This is a genomic window from Pseudomonas sp. PDM05, from assembly GCF_014851685.1.
Lineage (GTDB): Bacteria > Pseudomonadota > Gammaproteobacteria > Pseudomonadales > Pseudomonadaceae > Aquipseudomonas.
The window spans coordinates 484148-503234 of the sequence record NZ_JACVAC010000003.1 but is presented as its reverse complement, the minus strand read 5'-3'; the positions used below and the strand labels follow the sequence as shown (position 1 = coordinate 503234).

The 19087-nt window shown below is 61.1% G+C and carries 18 protein-coding genes; 10 read left to right on the top strand and 8 right to left on the bottom strand.

What is annotated here, in order from left to right; translation table 11 throughout:
• Positions 1–79: 79 nt before the first annotated feature.
• From IB241_RS09855 to IB241_RS09835, 5 genes are all read right to left on the bottom strand, one after another.
• The gene (locus IB241_RS09855) at positions 80–2119 is read right to left on the bottom strand and encodes a GGDEF domain-containing protein (RefSeq protein ID WP_192298208.1); all 2040 of its coding nucleotides are present in this window, start codon (positions 2117–2119) and stop codon (positions 80–82) included.
• Positions 2116–2994 (bottom strand): endonuclease/exonuclease/phosphatase family protein, encoded by an 879-nt coding sequence (locus IB241_RS09850; protein WP_192298207.1) that lies wholly within the window; start codon positions 2992–2994, stop codon positions 2116–2118. Before IB241_RS09850 ends, IB241_RS09855 begins: the two co-directional genes overlap by 4 nt.
• Before the next feature lie 10 nt (positions 2995–3004).
• Positions 3005–3640: a thiol:disulfide interchange protein DsbA gene (dsbA, locus tag IB241_RS09845; RefSeq protein WP_192298206.1), complete on the bottom strand. Its 636-nt coding sequence runs from the start codon at positions 3638–3640 to the stop codon at positions 3005–3007.
• Positions 3641–3808: 168 nt separating this feature from the next.
• On the bottom strand, positions 3809–4414 hold the full coding sequence (locus tag IB241_RS09840; RefSeq protein WP_192298205.1) for a c-type cytochrome: 606 nt from the start codon (positions 4412–4414) through the stop codon (positions 3809–3811).
• A 34-nt stretch (positions 4415–4448) separates the two neighbouring features.
• A complete protein-coding gene (locus IB241_RS09835; RefSeq protein ID WP_192298204.1) occupies positions 4449–4751 on the bottom strand; it encodes a c-type cytochrome in 303 nt (100 codons plus the stop codon).
• Positions 4752–4943: 192 nt separating this feature from the next.
• Here IB241_RS09835 and yihA point away from each other — a divergent pair, with 192 nt between their 5' ends.
• Complete coding sequence (yihA, locus tag IB241_RS09830) at positions 4944–5585, top strand: ribosome biogenesis GTP-binding protein YihA/YsxC (protein WP_192298203.1); 642 nt, start codon at positions 4944–4946, stop codon at positions 5583–5585.
• Between the two features lie 270 nt (positions 5586–5855).
• On the opposite strand, the gene polA is transcribed toward yihA, so the two are convergent.
• Positions 5856–8642 (bottom strand): DNA polymerase I, encoded by a 2787-nt coding sequence (polA, locus tag IB241_RS09825; RefSeq protein WP_192298202.1) that lies wholly within the window; start codon positions 8640–8642, stop codon positions 5856–5858.
• A 74-nt stretch (positions 8643–8716) separates the two neighbouring features.
• On the opposite strand from polA, the gene IB241_RS09820 reads away from it, so the two are divergent.
• Both IB241_RS09820 and IB241_RS09815 read left to right on the top strand, forming a co-directional pair.
• Positions 8717–9007 carry a DUF2782 domain-containing protein gene (locus IB241_RS09820; RefSeq protein ID WP_017734691.1) on the top strand — a complete coding sequence of 97 codons (291 nt, stop codon included), beginning with the start codon at positions 8717–8719 and terminating at the stop codon, positions 9005–9007.
• A 56-nt stretch (positions 9008–9063) separates the two neighbouring features.
• Positions 9064–10017, top strand: coding sequence for a homoserine kinase (locus IB241_RS09815; RefSeq protein ID WP_192298201.1), 954 nt, complete (start codon positions 9064–9066; stop codon positions 10015–10017).
• Positions 10018–10246: 229 nt separating this feature from the next.
• On the opposite strand, the gene IB241_RS09810 is transcribed toward IB241_RS09815, so the two are convergent.
• Positions 10247–11176, bottom strand: a complete 930-nt coding sequence (locus IB241_RS09810; RefSeq protein ID WP_192298200.1) for a zinc ABC transporter substrate-binding protein — start codon at positions 11174–11176, stop codon at positions 10247–10249.
• Positions 11177–11234: 58 nt separating this feature from the next.
• On the opposite strand from IB241_RS09810, the gene IB241_RS09805 reads away from it, so the two are divergent.
• Genes IB241_RS09805 through IB241_RS09790 form a run of 4 tightly spaced genes read left to right on the top strand, consistent with a single transcriptional unit; the run spans position 11235 to position 14040 of the window.
• A complete protein-coding gene (locus IB241_RS09805) occupies positions 11235–11717 on the top strand; it encodes a Fur family transcriptional regulator (protein ID WP_192298199.1) in 483 nt (160 codons plus the stop codon).
• Positions 11717–12502: a zinc ABC transporter ATP-binding protein ZnuC gene (gene znuC / locus IB241_RS09800; protein ID WP_192298198.1), complete on the top strand. Its 786-nt coding sequence runs from the start codon at positions 11717–11719 to the stop codon at positions 12500–12502. Before IB241_RS09805 ends, znuC begins: the two co-directional genes overlap by 1 nt.
• On the top strand, positions 12495–13283 hold the full coding sequence (gene znuB, locus IB241_RS09795; protein ID WP_192298197.1) for a zinc ABC transporter permease subunit ZnuB: 789 nt from the start codon (positions 12495–12497) through the stop codon (positions 13281–13283). Before znuC ends, znuB begins: the two co-directional genes overlap by 8 nt.
• Positions 13284–13320: 37 nt before the next feature.
• A complete protein-coding gene (locus IB241_RS09790) occupies positions 13321–14040 on the top strand; it encodes a PA5502 family lipoprotein (protein ID WP_192298196.1) in 720 nt (239 codons plus the stop codon).
• Between the two features lie 101 nt (positions 14041–14141).
• Here IB241_RS09790 and katE read toward each other — a convergent pair whose 3' ends face one another.
• The gene (gene katE / locus IB241_RS09785) at positions 14142–16271 is read right to left on the bottom strand and encodes a catalase HPII (RefSeq protein ID WP_192298195.1); all 2130 of its coding nucleotides are present in this window, start codon (positions 16269–16271) and stop codon (positions 14142–14144) included.
• Positions 16272–16500: 229 nt separating this feature from the next.
• On the opposite strand from katE, the gene IB241_RS09780 reads away from it, so the two are divergent.
• Genes IB241_RS09780 through IB241_RS09770 form a run of 3 tightly spaced genes read left to right on the top strand, consistent with a single transcriptional unit; the run spans position 16501 to position 19004 of the window.
• Positions 16501–17508, top strand: a complete 1008-nt coding sequence (locus tag IB241_RS09780) for a methionine ABC transporter ATP-binding protein (RefSeq protein WP_192298194.1) — start codon at positions 16501–16503, stop codon at positions 17506–17508.
• Positions 17508–18182, top strand: a complete 675-nt coding sequence (locus IB241_RS09775) for a methionine ABC transporter permease (RefSeq protein WP_192298193.1) — start codon at positions 17508–17510, stop codon at positions 18180–18182. The genes IB241_RS09780 and IB241_RS09775 overlap by 1 nt, the downstream gene beginning before the upstream one ends.
• Before the next feature lie 51 nt (positions 18183–18233).
• A complete protein-coding gene (locus tag IB241_RS09770; RefSeq protein WP_192298192.1) occupies positions 18234–19004 on the top strand; it encodes a MetQ/NlpA family ABC transporter substrate-binding protein in 771 nt (256 codons plus the stop codon).
• The last annotated feature ends 83 nt before the right edge of the window (positions 19005–19087 follow it).

Below are 19087 nucleotides of genomic sequence, written 5' to 3'. Positions count from 1 at the left end.
CAGTACGCTGAAGACGATAATGCAACAGTGTAACGTACCGACTGCAACCAGACGGTCAAATCACAAAATGGAACATCTTTTACGCCGCCTGCACTTGGTTGCGCCCCGCCGCCTTGGCCCGGTACAACGCTGCATCGGCGCGCTTGAGTGCCAGGTCGCTGCGCTCACCTGGCAGGAACTGCGCCACGCCCATGGATACCGTGATCGTCACCGGCTCGCCTTTGAAGTGGAACGGGCACGCCTCGATGGCCGCGCGCAACACCTCGCCAGCCGCCAGCGCATCCGTCAGCGATGAGTTGGGCATCAGCAACACAAACTCTTCACCGCCAAACCGCGCGATAAAATCGCTCGAGCGCAGACGCTTGCGCAGCACATTGGCGATGATTTTCAGCACTTTGTCGCCGGCCAAATGGCCGTAACCGTCGTTGATCCGCTTGAAGTGATCCAGGTCGAGCATGGCCAGCGACAGGCTGTTGCCCTGCTGGTGCCAGGCATTGACCTCATGGTCGAGGCGTTCACTCCAGGCCGCACGGTTGGGCAGCCCGGTGAGCGGGTCGATCAGGGCTTTCTGGCGTTGCACCTCCAGGTGCTCGCGATAGCCCTGGGCTTCCTGTTCCATGTTCGCAACACGCTCGGCGAGGCCTTTCAAACGCGCCGCGACCTCCTGCTCACGCTGGTCGCGCTGCTGCTGGTGTTGGTCCATGGTGCCGAGCAAGCCTTCAAGATGGCTTTCCAGAACGTGCTTGAGACTGTCGAGGTCGGCCGCGTCCTGGACGCTGCTTTGCAGGCCATCGACTTGTTCGCGGATCTGCGTATCCAGCTCGCGGGCAGCGTCGCGGCTGTCTGCATGACCATCGCTGGCTACTTGCAGATGCCCCTGGAACGCCTCGAGGCGTTCGTTGAGCTGCTTGAGATAAGCCTCGAACTCGTGCTGGCCGCTGTCGGTGATCGCCAGCATCAACACCGCCAGGTCATCGAGGATTGGCAGCAGTTCGTACCAGTTCAAGCCATGGGCAAGGCGTTCACGCATGGCTTCGGCCTGGGGCCGATGGCGTTCGGGCAGCGACAGGTCCTCGAGCAGGCCGAGCAGGGTGTCTTCGATATGTTTGGCCACGGAGCTGTAGGACGGCTCGGGCGAATCGGGCAGGGCGTAGATACCGTCCGATTGCAGCTCGTCGGGGTCGGCACGCTCGAGTACCGGCGGCAGCGACAGGCTGCCGATGACGGTGAGCGCCGGGGTATCGACGGGCACCGATGGCGCTTCGACAAAGGTGGCGAGTGCGCTCTGCGGGGCAGCCTCTTCGGGCGCAGGAGTCTTGGGCTCTGGCACCGCGGCAGCGGGTAGCGGTGCTGCGGCTGCAACCGCTGGGCTGGCGACTGCCTGCACAGGGGCGGGCGGCAATGGCGCGGGCTCGGGTGCAGCCGGCGCAAGTGGTGCAAGTGGCGCAAAAGCCCGCAGTGCCTCGGCCAACTCATCAGACTGCGCGGGCTGCTCGGGCACGGGCACGGGCTTGGCGGCGGCAGGCTGCGGCTGCGGCTGCGGCGCAGCAACCGGCACAGGCTCACTCACCTGCGCCTCACTGGCAACCTCCTTGCCACCAAACAAACGTTGCAACAGTCCCGGCCCCGGGCGTGGGGTTTCGCCATCCGGCTCCAGGTTTTCCAGCGCCTGCCCTTGCAGGCTGCTCAACTCGCTGAGCAGCAACGGGATCTCGCGGGCCTGGCTCACACGGCCGTCCAATTGCTTGGCGAAGGTCTTCAGCGGGCGCGCGACCTCACGGGGCAGTGGCAGTTTCTGCAACTGCGCGACCAGGGAGGCCAACGCGGTACTCATCTGGTCGACACGGGTTTCGCGGCGCTGCTCGGAATCCAGCACGGCCTTTTCCAGGCGCGGCAACAGGGCGGCGAGGGCGGCGTCCATGTCGTCGGTGCGCACCACATCGCGCATTTCCTTCATGCATTGGTCGACCGCACGGTCGGTCCCTTCAGCCGCCAGCGTGCTGCGCACCAGCCCTCGACGCAACAAGTCGAGGCGAGCGGCCCAACGGCGCTCGAGCTTTTCTTGTTGTTCGATGCTTAGCAGGTATTTTTCTTTCCAGCGCTGGGCGTCGTCGCTCATGCAAGGGGTCCGCGGGGGCCAGGGCTCAACGCGGGCAATGCATCAGCCGTGAGCGAACCCGGCAGACGAATCTCTACCGCGACCGGCAGGTGATCGGAGATGGGCTGCGCCAGTACCTGCACGCTTTCGAGCGTGAGGGTCGGGCTGAGCAGGATATGGTCCAGACAACGTTGCGGGCGCCAGCTGGGAAACGTGGCTTCGACTTGCGGCGCCAGTAGCCCGAGGTCCCGCAGCGGGGAATTGTTCAACAAGTCGCTGGCGTGGGTGTTCATGTCCCCCATCAGCACTTGGTGTTTGTAATTGCCGATCAGCTCGCGGATGTAGGCCAGTTGCATCGTGCGGGTGCGTGCACCCAGCGCCAGATGCATCATCACCACTACCAGGGCTTCAGGGCCTTCACCGAAGCGCACGAGGATCGCGCCACGGCCCTTGGGCCCGGGCAGCGGGTGATCTTCGATCGCCCACGGCCTCAAGCGGCTGAGCACGCCATTGCTGTGCTGCGCCAGGCGCCCGAGGTTGCGATTGAGTTGTTGATACCAGTACGGAAACGCCCCGAGCTGGGCCAGGTGTTCAACCTGGTTGATGTAGCCGGAGCGCAGGCTGCCGCCGTCAGCTTCCTGCAAGGCGACCAAGTCGAAGTCGCTCAGCAGGTTGCCGATTTTCTGCAGGTTGCCGGCGCGCCCATTATGGGGCAGCAGGTGCTGCCAGCCACGGGTGAGGTAGTGCCGGTACTTCTCGGTACTGATACCTACCTGGATATTGAAGCTGAGCAGGCGCAGCCGGCTGTCTGCCGGCAGGCCCGTGGATTCCAGGTGATGCTCGTTGACCTGCGGATCATGCAGGCCAACAACCCGTTCAGTACCCCAGCGGCGCATGGCGAGCCCCTTACTTGGCTGCGCGCTCTTTGGCGATCAGCTGGTCGGCGACATTGAGGACAGCTTCAGGACCACCGGCAGTACCCAGGTCAAAGCGGTATTTGCCGTTGACGATCAGGGTCGGTACACCTTGCACGCCATACTTCTGCGCCAGTTCTTTGGCCTGTTTGATCTGGCCCTGGATGGCGAAGGAGTTGAAGGTAGCCAGGAACTTGTCCTTGTCGACACCTTGGGTGGCGACGAAGTCAGCCATTTCGTCTGGTTTGGTCAGGCGCTTGCCTTGTTTCTGGATGGCATCGAATACCGCATTGTGGACCTTGTGCTCCACGCCCATGGCTTCCAGGGTCAGGAACAACTGGCCGTGGGCATCCCATGGGCCGCCGAACATGGCCGGAATGCGTTTGAAATTTACGTCTGAAGGCAGTTTTTCGGCCCATGGATTGATGGTCGGCTCAAAAGCGTAGCAATGCGGGCAGCCGTACCAGAACAGCTCCACCACTTCGATCTTGCCAGGTACCGAAACCGGTACGGGATTGGTCAATTCAACATAGGTTTTACCGGCTTCAAGCGGCACATCGGCAGCTTGCGCGGTCATGCCGAAGAGGCTGGCAGTGATGAGAGCGGCGCTGAGGATCAGATTACGCATGCTTTACTCCTGGACAAATAAAGTCGCCTCACGCGACCTTTGTTGTGACAGGTCTACGCGGACATGAGTTCGTTAGTGTAACGGCACCGGCCACAAAAAAGGGCGGCCTGGGCCACCCTTTTTATGCTTGCATCGACGGATTAATCGAGCGTTAACGTAGCGCCTGGATCAGTGCAGACCCTGGATGTACTGCGACACCGCTTCGATGTCCTTGTTGCTCAACTTGCCGGCGATGCTTTGCATGATTTTGGTGTCGCCATCGTTGACGCGATTACCTTCACGGAAGTCCGTCAGCTGTTTGGCAACGTACTGTGCATGCTGCCCACTCAAGTGCGGGAAGCCTGCAGCGGCGAGGCCTGCGCCGTTGGGCGAGTGGCAACCGATGCACGAAGGCATGCCTTTTTCCAGGTTGCCGCCGCGGAACAGTTCTTCGCCACGGGCGACCTGCTTCGGATCGGCCGCTCCCACGCTGCCTTTCTGGCTGGCAAAATATGCCGCAATGTCTGCCAGGTCCTGATCGTTGAGGTTGGTCAGCAAGCCGGTCATTTCCAGCACCGTGCGCTTGCCATCCTTGATGTCGTGCATCTGCTTGGTCAGGTAGCGTTCACCCTGGCCGGCCAGTTTAGGGAAGTTCGGCGCCGGGCTGTTGCCATCCGGTCCGTGGCAAGCACCACACACGGCGGCTTTCGCCTGGCCCGCTGTAGCGTCGCCTGCAGCATGGGCAACACCAGTGATGCCCAGGGTCAACAGCAGACTCACGATCAGTTTGTTCATCAGCTAATCCAACTACGGCTAAGGGGTTTAAGAGTTATCTACCGGGTTTACTCACCATCAAATGAATGACGGCCTGGTAATCCTCAGTACTGCAGTCCATGCACAAACCACGCGGCGGCATTGCCTTGAAACCCTGGGTCACGTGCTGCACCAGCGTGTCCATGCCCTGCGCCAGTCTTGGCGCCCAGGCTGCCTGATCACCCCGTTTGGGGGCGTTGGGCAGTTGGCCGGCATGGCAAGCCACGCAAACTCGGTTGTACACCGCCTCCGGATCCTGTGTAGCCTGAGCGCCGTAAAGCGGAACCAGGACACCAAAAGCGAGCAACCATCTGGTCATACGTCGACCATTTCAGGGCTTGAGAGCGTTTTGCGTTCTAATGCGCAATAAAGGTCTATCGCTCCCGTGAACTTCATCCTTCGCTGGGACAAAGCACACACAAAATCTGCGGCATTATATACTGGCGCTACTGAAACGGAAACGACACCGCTTGCCGCACCCTTTCTCGGCATCGCCCACATCGGAAACCTCATGCAACTCAAGAATCCCATCCTCGGTCTGTGCCAACAGTCCACGTTCATGCTCAGCGCCGCCAAAGTTGACCAATGCCCCGATGACGAAGGCTTTGAAGTTGCCTTTGCCGGCCGTTCCAACGCCGGTAAATCCAGCGCGCTGAACACACTGACCCACGCCAGCCTGGCACGTACGTCGAAAACCCCGGGGCGCACGCAACTTCTCAATTTCTTCAAGCTAGACGATGATCGGCGTCTGGTCGACCTGCCGGGCTACGGTTACGCGAAAGTACCTATCCCGTTGAAGCTGCACTGGCAGCGTCACCTGGAGGCGTACCTGGGTGGCCGCGAGAGTTTGAAGGGTCTGATCCTGATGATGGACATCCGTCATCCAATGACCGACTTCGACCTGTTGATGCTCGACTGGGCCGTGGCCAGCGGCATGCCGATGCATATCCTGCTGACCAAGGCCGACAAGCTGACCTATGGCGCAGCCAAGAACACCCTGCTCAAAGTGCAGGCGGAAATCCGCAAGGGTTGGGGTGACGCGATCACTATCCAGCTGTTCTCGGCGCCGAAACGCATGGGCCTGGAAGAGGCCTACACCGTGCTGGCCGGTTGGATGGAATTGGCCGACAAAGGCGCGGAAATCGCCGAGTAACTTTCCTGCGGGCAAAAAAAACCCCGGACTTCGTATGGGGAGGGGAAGTTCGGGGTTCAAGTTCCGGACCGCTAGGGCGGGGTCCAGATATCTGCCAACACTTAACACAACATAGGAGCATTGAAGGGCTTCACCACCCATTCAGTAACTCTGAGTGGCACTTCACGGGTTAAGTTCCGGGCGGTGCGAAAAACTATTGGAAATAACTAACGGCAATATCTGATCTAAAGCACTCTGCCACCACGGCTTGTGGCGGCAAGGCCCTGTAAATCAGTGCGCTTCGTCCCAGTTATTGCCCACGCCCACCTCCACCAGCAGCGGCACATCCAACTGCGCCGCAGCACTCATGTGCTGGCGAATTTTCTCGCTGACTTCGGCGACCAGATCCTCACGCACCTCCAGTACCAATTCATCGTGCACCTGCAGGATTACCTTGGCATCCAGGCCCGAGTCGGCCAGCCAGTTGTCCACCAGCACCATGGCTTTCTTGATGATGTCAGCGGCCGTGCCCTGCATCGGCGCGTTGATCGCCGTGCGTTCCGCCGCGGCACGCTCCTGGGGTTTGTTGGAGTTGATGTCCGGCAAATACAAGCGGCGGCCGAAGAAGGTCTCGACATAGCCTTGGTCGGCAGCCTGGGCGCGGGTGCGCTCCATGTACTCGCGAACCCCGGGGTAGCGGGCGAAGTACACGTCGATGTAAGCCTTGGCGGTCTTGGTATCCACGCCAATGTCCTTGCCGAGCTTCTGCGCCCCCATCCCATAGATCAGGCCGAAGTTGATCGCCTTGGCGCTGCGGCGCTGGTCGGACGTGACCTCACCCAGCTCAACCTTGAACACTTCGGCCGCGGTGGCCGTGTGCACGTCCAGGTTATCGCGGAAGGCATTCATCAAGCCTTCGTCCTTGGACAGGTGCGCCATGATCCGCAGTTCGATCTGCGAGTAGTCCGCCGCCAGCAGCTTGTAGCCTTTTGGCGCGACAAACGCCTGACGAATCCGACGCCCTTCAGCAGTACGCACCGGGATGTTCTGCAGGTTCGGATCGCTGGACGACAACCGCCCGGTCGCCGCCACCGCCTGGTGGTAGGACGTGTGGATACGCCCGGTACGCGGGTTGATCTGCTCTGGCAGGCGATCGGTGTAAGTGCTTTTCAGCTTGCTCATGCTGCGGTACTGCATCAGCACCTTGGGCAGCGGGTAGTCATCTTCGGCCAGCTTGGCCAGCACTTCCTCGGCGGTAGACGCCTGACCCTTGCCGGTCTTTTTCAGCACAGGCAAACCGAGCTTTTCGTACAGAATAGCCCCGAGCTGCTTGGGCGAACCGAGGTTGAACTCCTCGCCAGCGATCTCGAACGCCTGGCGCTCCAGCTCAACCATCTTGTTACCCAGCTCAATGCTCTGGACGCCAAGCAAATCCGCATCTACCAGCGCGCCCTGGCGCTCGATACGCGCCAGTACCGGCACCAGCGGCATCTCGATGTCGGTCAGCACGCTGGCGAGGCTCGGGATGGCGGTGAGTTGGGCGTGCAGCGCCTGGTGCAGGCGCAAGGTCACGTCGGCATCTTCAGCCGCGTAGGGGCCGGCCTGCTCAAGTGCGATCTGGTCGAACGTCAGTTGCTTGGCCCCCTTGCCGGCGATGTCCTGGAAGCTGACGGTGTCGTAGTCCAGGTACTTCTTGGCCAGGCTGTCCATGTCGTGCCGGGTCGCAGTGGAGTTCAGCACGTAGGATTCGAGCATGGTGTCGAAGGCGATGCCACGCACGGTGATGCCGTGGGCCGGGTCACCGCCAATGGCGCAGTTGGCCAGGATATTCATGTCGAACTTGGCGTGCTGGCCGACCTTGAGCTTGGTCGGATCTTCCAACAGCGGCTTGAGAGCCAGCAACACGGTGTCGCGATCCAGTTGCTCAGGCACACCGATGTAGGAGTGAGTCAGCGGGATGTAGGCTGCTTCATGGGACTGAACGGCGAAGGAAACCCCGACCAGTTGCGCCTGCTGGGCGTCGATACCGGTGGTTTCGGTGTCAAAAGCGAACAACTTCGCGTCATTGAGTTTTTTCAGCCAGAGATCGAACGTGGCCTGGTCGCGGATGGTGGTGTAGGACGCTTGCAGCGGCGCAGCGGGAACCTCCTCCACCACTTCATCTTCGGCAACAGGTGCGGCCTTGAGCTCGACACGCTTGGTATCACGCTGAATATCGTCGTACCAGCTCTTGAACTCCAGCAGCGCGTACAGCTCCAGCAGCTTGTCGCGGTCCGGCTCGTTCAGGTGCAGGTCATCCAGGCCCACGTCCAGCGGCACATCGCACTTGATCGTCGCCAACTGGTGGGAAAGAAACGCCATCTCACGATGCTCTTCGAGCTTGGCCGGCAGGGTCTTGGCACCCCGGATCGGCAGGCTCGGCACGATGTCCAGCTGCTCATAAAGCTCTTTGATCCCGCCATTCACGCCCACCAGCAAGCCGGATGCGGTCTTCGGACCTATACCCGGAACGCCCGGGATGTTGTCGGACGAGTCGCCCATCAACGCCAGATAATCGATGATCTGCTCCGGAGCGACGCCAAATTTCTCCTTTACGCCGTCGATGTCCATCGAACTACCGGTCATGGTGTTGACCAAGGTAATGTGCCCGTCGACCAGTTGAGCCATGTCTTTGTCGCCGGTAGAAATCACCACCGGCCTGTCGGCAGCCGCACTGCTGCGGGCCAGGGTGCCGATCACGTCATCGGCCTCGACGCCTTCGACACACAGCAACGGGAAGCCCAGGGCGATCACACTCTGGTGCAGCGGCTCGATCTGCACGCGCATGTCATCGGGCATGCTCGGGCGGTTGGCCTTGTATTCGGCGTACATGTCGTCGCGAAAGGTCCCACCCTTGGCGTCGAACACCACTGCGAATGGGCTGCCCGGGTACTGCTTGCGCAGGCTTTTGAGCATGTTCAACACGCCCTTGACCGCACCGGTCGGCAGGCCTTTGGAGGTGGTCAGCGGTGGCAACGCGTGGAAGGCGCGGTACAGATATGAAGAACCGTCCACCAGGACGAGGGGGGCTTGGCTCATGAGCAGGATCAACCTTTTCGGCGGGTCAGGCGCTAGAATAGCCGGACCAATGACGACAAAGGGACAAGGTTATCATGCGTACAGCGAATCGCTTGTTGTTGACCGGCTTGATTGCACTCCTGCCGCTGGCCGCCACGGCAGCCGACAGCGCCCCCGGTGGTGACCCTGAGGTCACGATCCGCACCGAAGGCGACAAGACCATCCAGGAATACCGCCAAAATGGCTTCCTGTACGCGATCAAGGTAACGCCCAAGGGCGCGCCTCCGTATTTCCTGGTACGCGCGGACGGAACCGATGCGAACTTCATCCGCTCTGACCAGCCGGATATGCTGATCCCGTCATGGAAGATTTTCGAATGGAAATGATTTCTTAACTTAAATTGGCGCCGCGCACCGCGGCGCCCGTACTGGCAGTTTTAACCATGTCTGTGTTCACCCCCCTGGCTCGGCCCGAGCTGGAAACCTTTCTCGCCCCTTACGGGCTCGGCCGCCTGCTTGATTTCCAGGGAATTGCCGCCGGTAGCGAAAACACCAACTTCTTTATCAGCCTGGAACAGGGCGAGTTCGTCCTGACCCTGGTTGAACGTGGCCCCGTCGCCGAAATGCCGTTCTTCATCGAACTGCTCGACGTGCTCCACGACGCCGACCTGCCCGTACCTTACGCCCTGCGCACCACCGACGGCGTGGCCCTGCACGAGCTGAAAGGCAAACCGGCGCTGTTGCAACCGCGCCTGGCCGGCAAGCACATCAAGGACGCCAACGCGCAACATTGCGCCCAGGTCGGCGACCTGCTCGGCCATCTGCACCTGGCCACCCAGGGCGACAAAGTACTGGAGCGTAAAACCGATCGCGGCCTGGATTGGATGCTCAGTGAAGGTGCGCAACTTATTTCACACCTGGAAGCAGCACCGCAGCGCCTGCTGCAAGACGCACTGGACGAGATCGAAGCCCACAAGGCGCAGATCCTCGCCCTGCCGCGCGCGAACATTCATGCGGACCTGTTTCGCGATAACGCCATGTTCGAAGGCACGCATCTGACAGGCCTGATCGACTTCTACAACGCCTGCTCCGGCCCGATGCTGTACGACGTGGCGATCGCCTTGAACGACTGGTGTTCGGACGAGGACGGCGTGATTGATGGACAACGCGCCCGTGCACTGCTGGGTGCCTACGCGGGGCTGCGGCCATTCACGGCGAAGGAAGCCGAATTGTGGCCGACGATGCTGCGAGTGGCATGCGTGCGGTTCTGGCTGTCACGCCTGATCGCGGCTGAGTCGTTTGCGGGTCAGGATGTGTTGATTCATGACCCGGCGGAGTTCGAACACCGCCTGGCGCAACGCCAGCAGGTCACGATACAACTGCCGTTCGCCCTCTAAGGGCTCAACTCGGTCAAAAAAATGTGGGAGCGGGTTTGCTCGCGAAGGCGGTGTGTCAGCCAGTACATCTGGTACTGAAACACCGCCTTCGCGGGCAAGCCCGCTCCCACAGTTGATTGGTGTTGATGGATAGTGAGTGTTCGGCTGGAGATCGCCCAGGCACTGCCATCCCCTGGTGGAGATATTGCCCTCCACCATAGAATCTCCCACATGGGCCTTGTGTTGACTGTCAGAGCGACTCCAGGCAACCCGCCAGATCATTCCCCAACTTCTCCAGCACCTGCTCATACCCCTGAGCCGTAGCCGGCGTGTACCCACCCAACGCATCCAACTCCGCCAACTTCACTGGCAGGCCAGTCACCAGCGTTTCCGCCAACCGCGGACGCAACGGCGGCTCACTGAACACGCAGGTCTTGCCCACTTCCTGCAGACGCGTACGCATCGCCGCTACGTGCTGGGCGCCGGGTTGTACTTCGGCGGCAACGCTGAACACGCCGGTGTGCTTGAGCCCGTAGGCATCTTCGAAGTAATCGAAGGCCTCATGGAAAACGAAGTAAGGCTTGTCGCCAATCGACGCCAGACGCGCTTTCAAACGTGCATCCAACGCATCCAGACGCTCATTGAAGGCCTTGACGTTGCTCTGGTAACGCGCCGCATTCGCCGGGTCGGCAGCCGCCAGGTCCGACGCCATTCGTGCAGCAATCACACGCGCATTCACGGTGGACAGCCACAAGTGCGCATCCAGGCTGCCTGGACGGTGATCATGGTCGTGTTCGTCGGCTTCATCGGCGTGGGAGTGGCTATCTTCGGCGAAACGACGCAATTTCATGCCTGGAAGATCCTGCACCGCAACCGTCGGCGCTGTACGACCTTTGAGCACGCGAGGCAGGAAGCTCTCCATATCCGGTCCGATCCAATACAGCAGATCCACCGACTGCACGCGCCGTACGTCGGATGGACGCAGCGCGTAGTTATGCGGCGACGCCCCCGGCGGCAACAACACCTCCGGAACCGCCACGCCGTCCTGCACAGCGGCGGCGATCAACTGCAGCGGCTTGATGCTGGTCAGCACTTTGACCTCGGCCTGGGCGGCACCCGCGATAAACAAACTGGTGATGAATACGACAAAAACAGGAAAAAGTCGGGACACGATGACCACTCAATGGCGTAGGAACGGGTAACATAATAACGTCTCTATCAAATATCTGTCGCCGCTCATGCCTATAACACCGCTTGCCAGCCGTCCCCACGACCACTCTCACTGCGTACACACCGCGCTGTCGGAAGCCGACACCCTGTGTGCGCAGAAGGGTTTGCGCCTGACCGCCCTGCGTCGCCGCGTGCTGGAACTGGTGTGGCAGAGCCACAAGCCGCTGGGCGCCTATGACATTCTTGGCGTGCTCAGCGAGCAGGACGGCCGCCGCGCCGCGCCGCCAACCGTGTACCGCGCGCTGGATTTCCTGCTGGAAAACGGCCTGGTGCACCGCATCGCTTCGCTCAACGCGTTTGTCGGCTGCAACCACCCGGAACACGCGCACCAGGGCCAGTTCCTGATCTGCCGCGAATGCCACGCCGCCATCGAGCTTGAGCAAAAAAGCATCAGCGACGCCATCATCAAGAGCTCTGCCGACGTAGGCTTCAAAGTCGAAGGGCAAACGGTCGAAGTCGTCGGCCTGTGCTCGGGCTGCCAGGGGGCTTGATGAGCAATGCGTTAATCCGCCTGGAACAGGTCGGTGTCACGTTCGCCGGGCAAAACGTGCTGGACAACATCGCACTGAGCGTCGAACCGGGGCAGATCGTCACTCTGATCGGCCCCAACGGCGCCGGCAAGACCACCCTGGTACGCGCCGTGCTCGGCCTGCTCAAGCCCGACACGGGCAGCGTGTGGCGCAAGCCCAAGCTGCGTGTCGGCTATATGCCGCAAAAACTGCACGTCGACCCGACGCTGCCACTGTCTGTGCTGCGCTTCCTGCGCCTGGTGCCCGGTGTCGACCGCGCTCGCGCCCAGGCCGCGCTCAAGGAGGTCGGCGCCGAGCAGGTGATCGACAGCCCGGTACAAAGCATCTCCGGCGGCGAAATGCAGCGCGTGCTGCTGGCCCGCGCCCTGTTGCGCGAACCGGAACTGCTGGTGCTGGATGAACCGGTACAAGGTGTGGACGTCGCCGGCCAGGCCGAGCTGTACAGCCTGATCACCCGGCTGCGCGACCGCCATGGCTGCGGCGTGCTGATGGTTTCCCACGACCTGCACCTGGTGATGAGCACCACCGATCAGGTGGTATGCCTCAATCGCCACGTGTGCTGCTCCGGCCACCCGGAACAAGTCAGCGGCGACCCGGCGTTCGTCGAGCTGTTCGGCAAGAACGCGCAAAGCCTGGCGATCTACCATCACCATCACGACCACGCCCACGATTTACATGGCGAAGTCGTCGACGACCCCGCGACACCTCACACCCACGTTCATGGAGATAGCTGCAAGCATGGCTGATTTTCTGCTTTACGCCCTGCTGGCAGGCTTGGCTTTGGCGTTGGTAGCGGGCCCGCTGGGCTCGTTCGTCGTCTGGCGGCGCATGGCCTATTTTGGCGACACGTTGTCCCACGCCGCGCTCCTGGGCGTGGCCATGGGCTTCCTGCTGGATGTCAGCCCGACCATTGCAGTCACCGTCGGCTGCCTGCTGCTGGCGGTGCTGCTGGTGACCCTGCAACAGCGCCAGCCGCTGGCGTCCGACACCCTGCTCGGCATCCTCGCGCCCAGCACCTTGTCCCTGGGGCTGGTGGTGCTGAGTTTCATGCACGAAGTGCGCATCGACCTGATGGCCTACCTGTTCGGCGACCTGCTGGCCATCAGCACCACCGACCTGGGCTGGATCCTCGGCGGCAGCGCGGCCGTGTTGGTGTTGCTGCTGGCCCTGTGGCGGCCGCTGCTGGCGATCACCGTGCATGAAGAGTTGGCCACGGTGGAAGGTTTGCCCGTGCCGGCCCTGCGCATGACCCTGATGTTGTTGATCGCGGTGGTGATTGCTGTCGCGATGAAGATTGTCGGCGTATTGTTGATCACATCGCTGCTGATCATTCCCGCCGCCGCCGCCCAGCGCCATGCCCGTTCACCGGAGCAGATGGCGATTGGCGCCAGCTTGCTGGGAATGCTCGCGGTATGCGGGGGCCTGGCGTTGTCCTGGTTCAAGGACACGCCGGCCGGGCCGTCAATTGTGGTCACGGCCGCCGCGCTGTTTCTGCTGAGTTTTGTCCTGCCCCGTCGAGGGGTGTAGACTTGCTCGCTTTTTGCGCAAATAGAGAGTCGCAGGAATGAAGCCGTTCACCTCCCGTTATCTGCTCCTTGCCGCATTTTCCTTGCTGCTGGGCGCCTGTCAAAGCACGCCGCCCGCCGCCCCCGAGGCCCCGGACGCTCGCGCTGCGGCCATCGCGCAGCTGCAGCAAAACCTCGCCAGCAGTGAGCTGGCCACCGCCGAAGACCAGCTTGCGGCGCTGCAAGCGCAGTCGCCCAACGACCCGGCGCTGGAGCCCTACCAGCGGCAATTGGCCGAAGCCTACCTGCAGCGCAGCCAGATCGTGCTGCAAAAAGGTGACGTCAACGCCGCCGCCACTGCCCTCAGCCGCGCCCGCGCACTGATGCCCAAGGCCCCGGCGCTGACCGGCGGCGTGAACAGCGCCATCAGCCACGCCCGCAAGGCCGAGCTGGATAAAGCCGAAGCCGCGCTGAAAGCCGCCGAAGCCAAGCCCCAGGCCAAGGTCATCGACCCGGCGGCCGAGAGCACCACCGTGGCGCTGAACCTCACGGACATCCAGGCGTTGCGTCATCAGCTCGATGCCATCGCCACCGACGTGGTGAATTATCAGTGCGACGTGAGCCTCCAGGTGCCGCGCACCCAGGATTACCCTTGGCTGGCCACGCTGCTGACCAAGCGGGTCAAACGCATGGATTCGGCGTATGACCTGAAAATCCACCGGCAGATCCTGAAGAAGATCCCGGCGCAGGTTGTGTTGATTCCGCGCAAGACGGAATAAAGCAATCGCGAGCAAGCCCGCCCCCACACTTGAATGTATCCACAAGTCAAAATGTGGGAGCGGGCTTGCCCGCGATAGCTATCCAACCAACAACAGATGACTTAAGCCGGAATCGCCTTAGCCTTCGGCTCCCGATCCCACACCCGATGCTGCGCAATCGCGGCGACAAAAGCCTTCAACGCCTTGGCATCGCCACCCACGATCAATCCCGCATCCACCTCCAGCTTCAACAACTCCAGCAACTGCTTGGCCTCACCCACCACTGCAATCGCCTTCAAGTGCTTATAAGCCTCCAACAGGTAATGCAGCGCCACGCCGTCTTCGCTCAGGGCTTTTACCGATTTGGCGCCGCCCGGCACAAACACCGCGTCAAAGGCCACCGACGGCAAGCCCTCCATGGATGCGTCCACCGCAAGGCTCTTGCCATCCGCCGTGGTCACCGGCGCCGAGGTCGGCCCGAGCAACTTGGCATGGGCACCTTCCTCCTTCAGCACCTTTTGCAGCGCCGCAATTGCCGCGCCGTCCACACCGTCCGCCGCCAGGATCGCCACTTTGCGCGTTTTGATGTCACCCGACAGCAGGTTCGCCTGGCTCAAGGCCGGCGAGCGTGACAACGAAGTCTTGCGCTCCGGCACCGTACCTGTTTTCGGCACCGGCAAGCCAAGGTTCTGCGCCACACGCTTGGCCAGTTCCAGGTCGATATTGGCGAGGATCTCATTCACCTGGCGCACACGAATGAATTCACGCTCCACCTTGCCCAGCTCAAAGCTGTAGGCCGAAATGATGTGTTCCTGCTCATGCTTGCTCATGCTGCGGAAAAACAGGCGCGCCTGAGAAAAATGATCGCCAAACGACTCACTGCGCTCACGCACCTTATGGGCATCGATGCGCTCGTGATAAGACTCGAAACCACCGTCCTGCGCCGCAGGCGGGGTTTCCTTGGGCCAGCCGCCATCAATGGAGTTGGGCTCGTACGCCGCACGCCCCTTATCGATGGTGGTCCGGTGCATGGCATCACGCTGGCCGTTATGCAGCGGCGTTACCGGGCGATTGATGGGTAACTCATGAAAATTCGGGCCACCCAGACGGCTGATCTGAGTATCGGTGTAGGAAAACAGGCGCCCCTGCAGCAGCGGATCATTGGAGAAGTCGATCCCCGGCACGATATGGCCTGGGCAGAAGGCAACCTGCTCGACCTCGGCAAAGAAGTTGTCCGGGTTACGGTTCAGCACCATTTTGCCCAGCGGAGTAATCGGCACCAACTCTTCGGGGATCAGCTTGGTCGGATCGAGAATGTCGAAATCGAACGCATGCTCCTTATCTTCGGGAATCACCTGCACGCCCAGCTCCCACTCGGGATAATCGCCCATCTCAATGGCTTCCCAGAGATCGCGACGGTGGTAGTCGGTATCTTTACCGGCGAGCTTTTGCGCTTCGTCCCACACCAAAGAGCAGGTGCCGGCCGTAGGCCGCCAGTGGAACTTAACGAAGTTGGACTGCCCCTGCGCGTTGATAAAGCGAAAGGTATGTACACCAAAGCCCTGCATGGCCCGCAGGCTTTTTGGGATCGCCCGGTCGGACATTGCCCAAATCACCATGTGCGCCGACTCTGGCTGCAGCGACACAAAGTCCCAGAACGTATCGTGAGCCGAACCACCTGTAGGAATCTCGTTATGGGGCTCGGGCTTCACGGCATGGACAAAGTCGGGAAACTTGATCGCATCCTGGATGAAAAACACCGGCATGTTATTGCCCACCAAGTCGAAGTTGCCTTCCTCGGTGAAGAACTTGACGGCAAAGCCGCGCACATCGCGAACCGTGTCGCCGGAGCCGCGCGGGCCCTGCACCGTGGAAAAGCGCAGGAATACCGGGGTTTTATGGCCAGGGTCGCGTAGGAAACCGGCCTTGGTCAGTGCCGAATGGTTTTCATAGGTCTGGAAATAGCCATGGGCGCCGGTACCACGCGCATGCACGATGCGTTCGGGGATGCGCTCATGGTCAAAATGCGTGATCTTTTCCCGCATGATGAAGTCTTCGAGCAACGAAGGCCCGCGCGCGCCGACCTTCAGGCTGTTCTGGTTGTCCGAAATCTTCACGCCCTGGTTGGTACGCAGCGCTTGGCCGGTGGCGTCGGAGCGGAACGTTTCCAAAGCCTCTAGTTTGGCGTTGGTGTTCTTGCGGTCCAGGGTGTCGGTTCCGGCGAGTTCGCTCTGGGGCTTTTTCGTACTCATCAGTCAAAACTCCTTATTCAGACCCAGGCACGGCACCCGGGAAGTCGCGTTACCTAAGTAGTGACTGATGAGGTTTTGGGCCGTTCCTTTTTTATGACCTTTGATCGCGTTATTGCCAAATCACTGGTTGATTGCGAAATAAATGCTAAGAAACGCTGGACGGACAGGCTAAAATGCGCGCCCGGCTAACCGCTGATCCCTATTTCATGCGCCCCACAAGGTTCGCTACGTGATCGAGTTTCAAAACGTCCATAAAACCTACCGCGTCGCCGGTAGGGAGATCCCCGCGCTGCACCCCACCAGCCTGCGTGTCGAAAACGGCCAGGTGTTTGGCCTGATCGGTCACTCCGGTGCGGGAAAAAGTACCCTTCTGCGTCTGATCAACCGCCTGGAACAACCCAGCGGCGGTCAGATCACGGTTGATGGTGAAGAAGTCACCGCGCTGGACGCCAACGGCCTGCGCCGTTTCCGCCAGCAGGTCGGGATGATCTTCCAACACTTCAACCTGCTTGCATCCAAGACCGTCGCCGACAACGTGGCGCTGCCGCTGACCCTGGCCGGCGAATTGTCGCGCAAGGACATCGACCTGCGCGTCGCCGAACTGCTCGCCCGTGTCGGCCTGTCGGACCACGCCAAGAAGTACCCGGCGCAGTTGTCTGGCGGCCAGAAGCAGCGCGTCGGCATCGCCCGCGCCCTGGCGACCAAGCCCAAGATCCTGTTGTGCGACGAAGCCACCAGCGCCCTCGACCCGCAGACCACCGCTTCGGTCCTGCAACTGCTGGCCGAGATCAACCGCGAGCTGAAGCTGACCATCGTGCTGATCACCCATGAAATGGACGTGATCCGCCGCGTCTGCGACCAGGTGGCCGTGATGGATGCCGGCGTGATCGTCGAGCAAGGCACGGTGGCCGATGTGTTCCTGCATCCCAAGCACCCGACCACCAAACGCTTCGTGCAAGAGTCCGAGCAGGTCGACGAAAACGAGCAACGCGACGACTTCGCCCACGTCCCAGGCCGCATCGTGCGCCTGACGTTCCAGGGCGATGCGACCTACGCGCCGCTGCTGGGCACCGTCGCCCGCGAAACGGGTGTGGACTACAGCATCCTCGCCGGTCGTATCGACCGCATCAAAGACATCCCCTACGGGCAACTGACTCTGGCCATTACCGGCGGCGACATGGAAGCGGCATTCGCGCGCTTTGTTGCGGCGGATGTCCACATGGAGGTTCTGCGCTAATGGACGTATTACTGCATTATTTCGACAACGTTGACTGGGCCGACATCTGGGTCGCCACAGGCGACACCATGCTGATGCTCAGCACTTCGCTGTTCTTCACCGTAGTGGTAGGCCTGCCGCTGGGCATCCTGCTGTTCCTGTTCAGCCCCCGCCAGTTGCTGGAGCAGAAAACCACCTATGGCGTGCTGGCCTTCGTGGTCAACGCCATACGCTCGCTGCCATTTATCATCCTGCTGATTGTGATGATTCCGACGACGATCTTCATTACTGGCACCTCGCTGGGTGTAGCCGGCGCGATTCCACCGCTGGTGGTCGGCGCTTCGACATTCTTCGCAAGACTGGTGGAAACCGCTTTGCGCGAAGTCGATCGCGGCATCATCGAGGCGACCCAAGCCATGGGCGCCACCACTCGCCAGATCATCACCAAGGCGCTTCTGCCAGAGGCGAAGCCAGGCATCATTGCCGCAATCACCGTGACCGCTATCGCCCTGGTGGGCTATACCGCCATGGCTGGCGTAGTGGGCGCCGGCGGGCTCGGGGACCTGGCGATACGCTATGGTTACCAGCGCTTCCAGGACGACGTCATGGTCGTCACCGTGGTGATGTTGATTGTGCTTGTACAAATTCTGCAGACCATCGGCGACAAGCTGGTGACACATTACTCTCGAAAATAACGGCCATTGCCGACTATCAGTCGGCAGATGCCCGAACAAGGAGCTTGCTGGATGAAAAAACTACTGGTTGCTTTCGCTGCGGTCGCCGCGTTTTCCGCCCACGCCGAGACCATCAAGGTCGCCGCCTCGCCGGTGCCGCACGCGCAAATCCTCGAATTCGTGAAACCTGCCCTGGCCAAAGAAGGCGTGGACTTGCAGGTCAAGGTCTTCACCGACTACGTGCAGCCCAACGTACAGGTGGCTGAAAAGCGCCTGGACGCCAACTTCTTCCAGCACCAGCCGTACCTGGACGAGTTCAACAAAACCAAGGGCACTCACCTGGTGAGCGTCGGCGCCGTGCACCTGGAACCCCTGGGCGCGTACTCCAGCAAGTACAAGACCCTGGCCGAGTTGCCTGACGGCGCCAACGTGGTAATCCCGAACGACGCCACCAACGGCGGCCGCGCGCTGTTGCTGCTGGCCAAGCACGACCTGATCACCTTGAAGGAGCCGAACAACATCCTGTCGACCATCAAGGACATCACCGCCAACCCGAAACACCTGAAGTTCCGCGAACTGGAAGCCGCCACCCTGCCGCGCGTGCTGACCCAGGTCGACCTGGCGCTGATCAACACCAACTACGCCCTGGAAGCCAAACTGGACCCGTCCAAGGACGCCCTGGTCATCGAAGGCAGCGACTCGCCTTACGTGAACATCCTGGTGACCCGCGAAGACAACAAGGATTCGGATGCAGTGAAGAAGCTGGTCGCAGCACTGCACACGCCTGAAGTGAAGAAATTCATCGAAGAGAAGTACAAAGGCGCGATCAAGCCGGCGTTCTGATCCAACCCGATCTCCCAGACACCGGAGATCAAACAAATGTGGGAGCGGGCTTGCTCGCGAATGCGGTGTAGCAGTCGATGACG